The organism is Streptomyces niphimycinicus (assembly GCF_018883605.1).
GTDB lineage: Bacteria > Actinomycetota > Actinomycetes > Streptomycetales > Streptomycetaceae > Streptomyces > Streptomyces niphimycinicus.
Genome location: NZ_JAHLEM010001142.1, coordinates 1 through 982, shown reverse-complemented (window position 1 = coordinate 982; position 982 = coordinate 1). Strand labels below are relative to the sequence as shown.

Here is a 982-nt window from a genome sequence, read left to right as displayed (position 1 = left end):
GCGCGGCGTCCAGCAGCGCCGGATGCAGTCCGAACAGCGCGGCGTCGGCGTGCTGCCGCTGCTCCAGGCGCAGCTCGGCGAAGACCTCCTCGCCGCGCCGCCAGGCTGCGCCCAGCCCCTGGAACGCCGGGCCGTAGCCGAAGCCGCCCGCCGCGAACCGCTCGTAGAGGTCGTCCACGTCGAGGGCGACGGCCTCGGCGGGCGGCCATACGGACAGGTCCGCGCCGCCGTCCGTAGCGTCACCGGAGGCCAGGACGCCGCTGGCGTGACGGATCCAGGGCTGGTCCGAGGCGTCGCCCCGGTCCGCGTCCGGCTCCGGGCGGGAGTAGACCTCCAGCGTCCGTCGGCCGCTCGCGTCGGCCGCGCCGACGGTCAGCCGGAGCTGGATCCCGCCCCGGCCGGGCAGGATCAGCGGCGCCTCGATGGTCAGCTCCTCCAGCAGCTCGCAGCCGACCTGGTCACCGGCGCGGATCGCCAGTTCCACGAAGGCCGTCCCCGGCAGCAGCGCGGTGCCGGACACGGCATGGTCGGCGAGCCAGGGGTGGGTCTGGAGGGAGAGCCGCCCGGTGAGCAGGAAGCCGTCGGAGTCCGGCAGTTCGACGGCGGCGCCCAGCAGCGGATGCCCGGCGGCGCCAAGCCCGGCGGAGGCGACATCGCCCACCGAGAGCGGGACCTCGATCCAGTAGCGCTCGTGCTGGAAGGCGTACGTGGGCAGCTCGACGCGCTCCGCGCCGGTCCCCTCGTACACCGCCTGCCAGTCGACGCTGACGCCGCGCGTCCACGCCTCGCCGAGCGAGGTCCAGAAGCGGTCCAGACCGCCCTCGTCACGGCGCAACGACCCGATCGCGGCAGCCTCACGGCCCGCGCTCTCGGCCGTCTCCTGCACACCCATGGTCAGCACGGGGTGCGCGCTGGACTCGATGAAGGCACCGAAGCCCTCGTCCAGCAGACGGCGGACCGCGCCCTCCAGCTCGACAGTGCG

The 982-nt window shown here is 74.8% G+C and carries 1 protein-coding gene; it reads right to left on the bottom strand.

Going from position 1 to position 982, the window contains the following annotated elements; all coding sequences use genetic code 11:
• The coding region (locus tag KN815_RS48285) for a polyketide synthase dehydratase domain-containing protein (RefSeq protein ID WP_216348095.1) at nt 1-982 on the bottom strand (982 nt) is incomplete at both ends.